The sequence below is a fragment of the Hyphomicrobium sp. genome, assembly GCF_036833075.1.
Taxonomy (GTDB): Bacteria; Pseudomonadota; Alphaproteobacteria; order Rhizobiales; family Hyphomicrobiaceae; genus Hyphomicrobium_C.
Map to the genome: position 1 here is coordinate 1 of NZ_DAITQL010000129.1, position 8,030 is coordinate 8,030.

The 8,030-nt window shown below is 63.4% G+C and carries 8 protein-coding genes; 1 reads left to right on the plus strand and 7 read right to left on the minus strand.

What is annotated here, in order from left to right:
- From V7082_RS20785 to V7082_RS20795, 3 genes are all read right to left on the minus strand, one after another.
- The coding region (locus tag V7082_RS20785) for an ABC transporter substrate-binding protein (protein ID WP_334151537.1) at positions 1 to 895 on the minus strand (895 nt) is incomplete at its 3' end.
- A gap of 305 nt (positions 896 to 1,200) precedes the next feature.
- Positions 1,201 to 2,187 (minus strand): ABC transporter substrate-binding protein, encoded by a 987-nt coding sequence (locus V7082_RS20790; protein WP_334151538.1) that lies wholly within the window; start codon positions 2,185 to 2,187, stop codon positions 1,201 to 1,203.
- Positions 2,188 to 2,214: 27 nt separating this feature from the next.
- On the minus strand, positions 2,215 to 3,477 hold the full coding sequence (locus V7082_RS20795) for a Rieske 2Fe-2S domain-containing protein (protein ID WP_334151540.1): 1,263 nt from the start codon (positions 3,475 to 3,477) through the stop codon (positions 2,215 to 2,217).
- Between the two features lie 268 nt (positions 3,478 to 3,745).
- On the opposite strand from V7082_RS20795, the gene nadC reads away from it, so the two are divergent.
- Entirely contained in the window at positions 3,746 to 4,606 is an 861-nt protein-coding gene (gene nadC / locus V7082_RS20800; RefSeq protein ID WP_334151542.1) for a carboxylating nicotinate-nucleotide diphosphorylase, read from the plus strand.
- A 33-nt stretch (positions 4,607 to 4,639) separates the two neighbouring features.
- Here the strand turns inward: nadC and V7082_RS20805 are convergent, their stop codons facing one another.
- The 4 genes from V7082_RS20805 to V7082_RS20820 all read right to left on the minus strand — a co-directional run bounded on the left by V7082_RS20805 (position 4,640) and on the right by V7082_RS20820 (position 7,965).
- Positions 4,640 to 5,236 carry a MarR family winged helix-turn-helix transcriptional regulator gene (locus V7082_RS20805; protein ID WP_334151544.1) on the minus strand — a complete coding sequence of 199 codons (597 nt, stop codon included), beginning with the start codon at positions 5,234 to 5,236 and terminating at the stop codon, positions 4,640 to 4,642.
- 8 nt (positions 5,237 to 5,244) lie between these two features.
- Positions 5,245 to 6,450, minus strand: coding sequence for a Gfo/Idh/MocA family protein (locus V7082_RS20810; protein WP_334151546.1), 1,206 nt, complete (start codon positions 6,448 to 6,450; stop codon positions 5,245 to 5,247).
- Positions 6,447 to 7,412, minus strand: coding sequence for a PDR/VanB family oxidoreductase (locus tag V7082_RS20815; protein ID WP_334151547.1), 966 nt, complete (start codon positions 7,410 to 7,412; stop codon positions 6,447 to 6,449). Before V7082_RS20815 ends, V7082_RS20810 begins: the two co-directional genes overlap by 4 nt.
- Positions 7,413 to 7,518: 106 nt before the next feature.
- Positions 7,519 to 7,965: a bacteriohemerythrin gene (locus tag V7082_RS20820; RefSeq protein ID WP_334151549.1), complete on the minus strand. Its 447-nt coding sequence runs from the start codon at positions 7,963 to 7,965 to the stop codon at positions 7,519 to 7,521.
- Positions 7,966 to 8,030 lie beyond the last annotated feature (65 nt).

Genomic DNA, 8,030 nt, shown 5'->3' on the forward strand with positions numbered 1-8,030 from the left:
TGCGGACGAACACGGGGTCATTCTGATCCCGGATGTAATTCGACACGTAGGGCGAGAGCACATCCTTCACCTGCGTCGGCGTCATCTTCATGTCCGGCTGCGCCTCGGCAAATGCCTTCGTGGCGGCGTCGATGTTGGCGTCGAGCCCGGCCGCCTGGCGCTCCATGACCTCGACGAACTTGCCCACCGCGGCCTTGTTCTTCTCGTAGAAGTCCTTGCGGGCAACGATCGCCAGCGCCACGAAGGGCTCCTTGTAGTGGCGTTGATAGACTTCGCCGGGACGGAACGCAATCTTCACCCGCCCCGACTTGACGGCATCGGAAAGGTAGGGCTCGTAGAGCGTCGCACCATCGACCTCACCCCGTTCGAGTGCAGCGATCAGCCCTGCGGGCGGCAGCGTCGAGACCTTCACATCGCGGAGCAGGTCGACGTTGGCCGACTTGAAGGCGAAATAGGTGACGCCGTAATTGGTACCCGAAAGCGAGACCACACCGAAGCGCTTGCCCTTGAAGTCCTCGGGCTTCGTCAGCGTGGAGTCCTGGCGGGTCACCACGGCCCAGATGTCTGCCGGCGCGACTGCGCGCAGCACCACCAGGGGCACGCCCGCGCTGTACAACTGGGCCGCATTGACGGCGCCCATGTTGATGTCCACGTCGATGCCGCCGCCCTTGAAGGTGTCGTACTTCTGGTTCGACTGGATGAAGGAGCGCGTCTCGATCTCCAGCCCCTCCTTGCTGAATTCCCCCTTCTCGATGCCGTCGAAGAGCGCGGCCGAGGCGACGTCCGTGGTGACCGTATTGCCCACCCGGATCTTCGTCGTCTGAGCGTGGGCCAGGCCCATGGCCATCGCCATCAGCGCGCCAACGGCAAGGTAGTTCCTAAATTTTTTTGTCATTTCAGTCTCCTCCTATCAGTTACTGCTAAGAACAACATGAAAGGCGCCGTCCCATCCGGGAGTCGGGCACGAAATCCCCTACTTGGTCATGACCGTGTCCCGGTCGCGTGTCCGCGCGGGCCGATGATGACCTCATTTGCGACAACGAGCGAGGCGCGGCCATCCGACGTACCTTGGCCAGCTTGGCTTGCGCGCCGCCACCGACGCACGAGGCGTCTTCGAGGACGCGCAACTGCCTCAGGTATTTGCCGTGGGCGAGCCTGAGGGCGCAACACGGGCGGCGCGAGACCGCCCGTTGCTGCGCCTCAGATCTTCGCGGTCTCATAGGTCGCCGGATGAAACAACTCCTCGATCTCCATCCGTCGTGCCGACAGGCCTTGCCCGTGGTGGTGGCGGACGAAGGCTTCCAGGGTCGGGCGGCTGGCCTCGACGCCGTAGGCCCAGTAATCCAGCCCCATGAGCTCCCGCGCCCCCTTCAGCTGCTCTTCCACGAACGGCAGCGTAACCTTTGTCGCCGAGGTGTCGGCGAGCTTCTCGAGTGCCATCGCCTTCGACTGCTCGAACGCCTTAAGCACGGCGGCCGGCAGCCACGGATGCCGCTCAGCGAGGGTCCGTCGGACACCGACCACGTGCATGATCGGAAACACGCCCGTACGGCGGTAATAGTCCTTGGCGACCGCGGTAGGATCGGGGAACAGCCAGGCGACATTCGGGTTGCGGCCAGCACATCCGGGCGGCCGCGGAGCAATGAAGGCATCGATGTCGCCGCGATCGAGCATCGCCGAGATCGTGTCACCTTCGGGCGCGCTCTCGAGACGAATGTCGGACGGCAGACTGAGCTTGATCTTTTCCGGCCGGCCCGGCTCGTCGATGCCACCCCGCACCCAGGTAACGTCGCTCGCCTTGATGCCGTATTCGTCCTCCAGCAGCGCCCGCGCCCAGACGATGGCAGTCAGCTGGTACTCGGGAATCCCGATCCTGCAGCTGCGCAGATCCTCGGGCCGCTTGATACGGTCGGTGCGCACGTAGATCGACGTATGGCGAAATGCGCGCGACAGGAACACTGGCACGGCCACGTAGGGACATTCCCCACGCGAAGCCTTCACCAGATAGCTCGATAGCGACAGCTCGCTGATATCGAACTCGGCATTCCGAAAAGCGCGGAAGAATATCTCTTCTGGCGATAGGGTCATATAGACGGACTGGACGCCATCGATCTGCACCGACCCATCAAGCAGGGGGCGGGTGCGATCGTAGTCACCCATCGCCACAGACAGTTCAAGTTTGGCCATCTCTGTTCTCTCTGTTGGGTTCCGTCCTTAGTCGAGGCCGAGCGCGCGCCAGTCGGTTTCCTTGGGCACGATCTGCTGGTAAGAGCGTACGCCGATCGGAATACGCGTCTCACCGGTACCGATGGCCGCTTCACCCGCCTGGAAGTCTTTCGCGGCCTGCACCATCTGGCGCCGGAACTCGACGATCGCCACGTCGCTTGCGCCGAGCACGTCGCGCTCCCGGTCGGCGATCTGCCCCATCGTCACCCACATGGCAATATCCTGATTCGGAATGCCACGGATACCCGTGAAGTTTCCGGCCCGCATCGCATGCCGATCCTGCCAGAAAAGATTCTCGGGCGTGCGGCGCATGTCAAAATTCTCTTCCAGATCGATACCCACTTGGGCGCCCAGGAATTTGCGCCAGGTTTCGGTGTCCGGCACGTCCTCGGGAGTGTCCGCCCATCCAATGAAATGGAATGCCGTATGCGTATCGTCGATGGGCACGTTGACGTTCGCCACGTTGTAGGAATCGTTGGGCGGGATCAGCACCGTCATCGGTGCCACGAAGACGGTCACACGCACGTAGTCGTTCTTGTCGGCGCCCGTAATCGGCCGGCGCAGTGCCGCATAGCGGAAGCCGTAGCCGGTCGTCTGGCTCTGCAACCGCGGCGCCTTATCGGTGGACGGGCGCAGCCAATTGATCGCCGTCGCCTGGGCACTATCAACCCGAGCCGGCACCATATCCGACGAATGCAGGCTCGAACTGTGGGCGGAATCGATGGCACCCTCGAGAATCTGGGCCCAATTGCAGGGGATCACGATCTTGGCAATGCTGACCTTGGTAGTCGCCTTCGGCGCCCAAGGCGGCGGCTGGAACACGGGCTGACTCTCCACCGGCCCCATATAGGTCCACACAACACCGGCCCACTCGATCGTGGGGTAGGCCTTGTGTTTGATCTTGTGCTTCAGTTCCGAGCCGGCTGGCTCGGAAGACATATCCACAACCTTGCCGGCAACATCCATTTTCCAGCCGTGATAGAGACAGCGCAGACCGCCATCCTCGTTGCGACCGAACAGCAGGGAAGCCCGGCGATGGGGACACTGCTCGTCGATCAGGCCGACCTTCCCCTCGCTGTCTCGGAAAGCCACCAAATTCTCCCCGAGCAGTCGCACTTTCACGGGCTTACCATCGGCCTCCAGAATCTCTTCAGACAGGCACGCGGGAATCCAGTGCCGGCGCATGATCTGCCCCATCGGCGCATCACCTTCCACACGGCACATCAGTTCGTTTTCTTCCTTCGTCAGCATAGCTCCTCCGTTTCGGCACGTCACTCAAGAAACCGGCCAAATCCGCGCTGCTCTGCACAAATACTTATCCGGCTAATGTTCTTAAACTATAAACCAGAAGATTTTTGATGTCGACGCTTTTTTTATGAAACTAAAAGGAAAATTATTCCATGTTGGCCACCTCGCCGAGCACTTGGTTCCGAGCTATAATGGAAATTGCTTCTCCACCTAATATTTTTCGCGGTCGGCTCGCAGCGGGCCGTCGCGAGCAGCCAACGAAGAAACCATCATGTACGAACGGAACGAAACCCTTACGGAAGCCATCGCCCGCAACGTCCACGACGCCCTGTACGAAGACATCGGCCGCTGCGACTGGACCGCCCTGCTCGTGCCGGGAGGACGGCGTACCCGCGCGCGCGTGATCACCCGGGATGCCGCCGTTTTGTGTGGCCGCCCCTGGTTCGAAGGCTGCATCACGACCCTGGATCCCACGGCAAGCTTCTCCTGGCAGCACGACGAAGGCGCCGCGATGTCGCCCGACAGTGCCGTGTGCGAGGTGGAATCGGATTGCCGGGCGCTCCTCTCCGCCGAGCGCCCGGCACTGAACCTCCTCCAGACCCTGTCGGCGAGTGCCACGACGACGCGGCAATACGTCGACGCGGTGCACGACGTGTCGCCCAATCCCAAGGGCTGCGCGATCCTCGATACGCGCAAGACGCTGCCGGGCCTACGCCAGGCGCAGAAGTACGCGGTCCGCGTCGGCGGCGGCGCGAACCACCGGCTCGCGCTGTGGGATGGAATCCTGATCAAAGAGAACCACATCGCCGCCGCCGGCGGAGTGGCCGCCGCCTGGCGCGCGGCAATCGCGCTGGGTTCGGACGTCGGGATTCAGATCGAGGTGGAAAACATCGAAGAGTTGGAACAAGCGCTGGCGGCTGGTGCCGACAACATCCTGCTCGACAATTTCACGCTGCCCGAGATGCGCGAAGCCTTTTCGCGGACGGCCGGCCGTGCGGTACTCGAAGTATCGGGCGGAGTGGATCTGCAAAGCATCCGTGACGTGGCAGCCACGGGCGTAGACCGGATCTCGATCGGCCGCCTCACCAAGGATGTTCGCGCAGTAGACTTCTCGATGCGGGCCCTCGCCTGACGCCGGCGCAGGGCCACAGTGCCTGGCGGGAGCTCAAGGCTGTGCTTGCTTCGCGGCGGCAGCCGGCTTTCTCGGCTTGGCTCTCTTTCGGCGGCTGCCGTTGCCTTGCGCCGCGGCCTCCGCCTGAGACAGTCGGGCCTCGTCACCAGCAAGGTTTTCCAGTATGGCGAGCAAGACCTTCCGCGTGGTCGCGATGTCTTCCGCCGCGACGCCCTCGGTGGCGATCGCGTTGACCTCTTCGGCCAATGGAACCAGGGTGTTCTCGAGCCAGCGCCCGGTGGGCGTCAGGAAGACATAGATACTCTTGCGGTTGCCGGGCTTCTGTTCCCGCAGGACGTAACCGCGAGTCTCCATGGCGCGCAACGCGGTGACCGTGCTCGGCTCCATGACCCCCGCCGCTTGGCTGAGCTCGCGCTGGGTCAGCCCGTCCTTCTCCCACAGGATGCGCAGAAAGGTCCACATGCCGAGCGGCACGTCGTGCTTGGCCAACCGCACCTGCAACGCGCGCAGGAAGGCGCGCGTTGCATCCTTGACCAGATGCGCCATCCTGTCGTCGGGCACGACTTCACGCCAGTGCTTGAGCACGACACGGGACAGATTCTCTTCGCTCGATTTGCGACTTGCAGCCACGTTGTTCCTCATTCGCCAGACCCGCGGCCCGGATCCGTCTGCGGGCTAAGATGAACCTCTCGCCGTTCCCGCGCGGACTGCAGGAAGGCAAGGCACACTTCCAGCGTTCCCATTGCCCAGAAACCATCGTGGATGGGCCGCCGTCCATGAACGACCGCATTATACAGTTCGTCGATGACCTCGAAGCGAGGCACCTCCGGCGTGGCCAGTGGATGGCGCTTGATCGCCGCATCGCCGTAGACCATCACGACATCAGGCAACGGGCGGATGTCGCCCCGCTCGCAAGAAACGAGAATCGGGCCGAAGTGCTGGTTTGCAGGCCGGGCGCCGCCAGCAGCCGGCGGCACATAAGTCGGCCCGCCGAATGTTGACGAGGATTTCAGCGCCGTTTCGGCAGCGCCCGTAGGAATCTCGCGCAGCCGCCGCCGGGCCGCGCCGTGGCTTTCCGGCCCTTTCGCCTGGCCCATCTCACCGATCCAGCCGCACCATTCGTCGGAGTCGAAATGACCATAGCCGCTGTAGGTCAGCGAAGCGAAGGCGCCGTTGGCAAACCACACCAGCGCGGTATAGGCGCCTTCCGTCGGACGCGCGTCATCCCAGGCGCCTAGCACCGCCCGCACGCTCACGGCGGGACTGTCCGCCAGCAGGCGCACCACATCGACCTGATGCGCCGCCTGGCTGAAGACCACGCCGCCGCCCGCCGAGGTGTCGAGTTCCTCGGGCCGGCGCGGGCGATAAAGGAAATCGGTGTAGTTGAGCGCGTGGATCATGCGCACGCTTCCCAAGCCGCCGCCGGCGATAATCTCCCGCGCCTTGAGGATGGGCGTGTCAAAGCTGTGGCAATGACCGACGATCAGCTGCACCCCCGCCGCGCCGCAGGCGGCATTCATGCGCCGGCACTCGTCGAGGCTCAAGGCCATCGGCTTTTCCACCAGCACATGCTTTCCATGCGCCGCGGCGATCTCGGTCTGGCGCGCGTGAAAACCGTGCGGGCTGGCGATGTAGATGACCTCGACCGCGGGATCGGTAGCCAGGGATTCGAACGATTCATGGGCGCGGCCCTTGAAATCGGCAACGAATCGATCGAGGGCGGCCGGGCGGGGATCGGTGGCGGCAACCAACTCGATGCGCCGGTCGCCGAGAAAAGTCGGCAGCATCAGGGTAAACGCCCGGCCCAGGCCGGCGACGCCCACACGCAGGGTTCGCTGGCTCACAGGTCGAGCACCAGGCGTTCACAACGGGCGCGGGAGACACACACCATCACGTACTGCTGGCGTTCGTCCTCGGTCAGGACCATGTCGCGGTGGTCCGCTTCCCCTTCCAGCAACCGCGTGCGACAGGATCCGCAGGTGCCGCTTTCGCATGAAGCCGGAACGCTGTGCCCTGCCCGGCGCAGTGCCTCCAGCATCGTCGTTCCAGGCGCAACCTCGAGCTCCTCGCCCGAACGGGCCAAGCGGATCGTGAATGGCTGATCCTCGGGCCGCGCCAGCGCAGAACCATCCACGAAACTTTCGAAATGGATGTTGGCGGGGTTCCAGTGGCCGGTCATGTCACGCACGCCGTCCATCAAAGGCCGCGGCCCGCAACAATAGACGTGGGCCGTGCCTGCTTTCTCGAACAGCGGCCAAAGGTCGAGCGACTTGGCTGGATCGCCGTAGTCGTGATGGACCTTCACCCGCCCCGCGAACTCGGGAGCGCCGAGTTCGTCGAGGAAGGCCGTCGTTTCAGGCGCCCTCGAGCAATAGAAGAGCTTCCAGCGGGTGTGGCCGGCGGACTCCAGGCTGCGGATCATCGCAAGAATGGGAGTGATGCCGATGCCGCCGGCAACGAAGATGTACGAAGGTGCCCCCTCCTTCAGCGGGAAGAAGTTCTCCGGCAGCGAAGTCGGCAGCAGATCACCGACCCCCGCCTCGTCCGTCAGGCTCACCGAACCGCCGCGCCCCCCGGCGTCACGCTTCACCGCGATCACGTAGCGGTGGCGTTCGGCGGGATCATTGCAGAGCGAGTACTTGCGAATGGCGCCGTTGGGCACCTGCACGCTGATATGGGAGCCCGGGCTGAAGGGGGGCAAATCACGCCCGGAGTCGTCCCGCAGATCGAATTGCCACACCCCCGAGGCAATCTCGTCGATGTGGGTGATGCGCAGGGGAACCAGATCCGTTTCGGGGGACTGCATGCTTGCTTGCTCCTCTCGTAATTTTTTCGGCACCGCGCCAGCCGCGCGGCCGCTGAAATAATATTAGCCGACTAAGCATTTACATAGCAAGCCTCCCGAAGAGGGATCAGCCGTCGCGCAGCGGATTGCGCTTCAAGACCACCGGCGCACCGCCGAAACGCCGCTTGACCATCCACTGCGCAAGCGCCGAATCGAGGTAGTCGGCATGGCCGGGAAACCACGCAGCCAGTTCCTGTGCGAGATCGCGCGCGATCGCGAGATTGCCCTCCGCCACCAGCTCGCGCACCTCGCGGACCGACTTGAGAACCGCCGCGTGCTCGTCGATATGGCACTCCCGGGCCGGAAAATCCGTTTCCCGCATCCAGGCGTCCTCCTGCCCGAAGTGCGACTCGGCATGGCGTTCGAACGCCGCGAGAAGATCTTTCACGTCGGCGTCGGGTGCGGTCAGCAAGGCGTCGACAATCGACACGAACTCCCGGTGGGTTTCGTCCAGCGCATCGAAGCCGAGCAGGAATGCATCACTCCAGATCAACCTCGTCATCGTCATCGTCATCGTTATATCAGTCCAAGAATAGCGTACGGATCGCCCGCACGGACTCATTATTCTTCGTGCCCTTA

Excerpts from the sequence above, each read along its gene's own strand:
- V7082_RS20790 (WP_334151538.1), bottom strand. The coding sequence starts at position 2,187 with ATGGCCAAACTTGAACTGTCTGTGGCGATGGGTGACTACGATCGCACC.
- V7082_RS20795 (WP_334151540.1), bottom strand. The coding sequence starts at position 3,477 with ATGCTGACGAAGGAAGAAAACGAACTGATGTGCCGTGTGGAAGGTGAT.
- nadC (WP_334151542.1), top strand. The coding sequence starts at position 3,746 with ATGTACGAACGGAACGAAACCCTTACGGAAGCCATCGCCCGCAACGTC.
- V7082_RS20815 (WP_334151547.1), bottom strand. The coding sequence starts at position 7,412 with ATGCAGTCCCCCGAAACGGATCTGGTTCCCCTGCGCATCACCCACATC.
- V7082_RS20820 (WP_334151549.1), bottom strand. The coding sequence starts at position 7,965 with ATGACGATGACGATGACGAGGTTGATCTGGAGTGATGCATTCCTGCTC.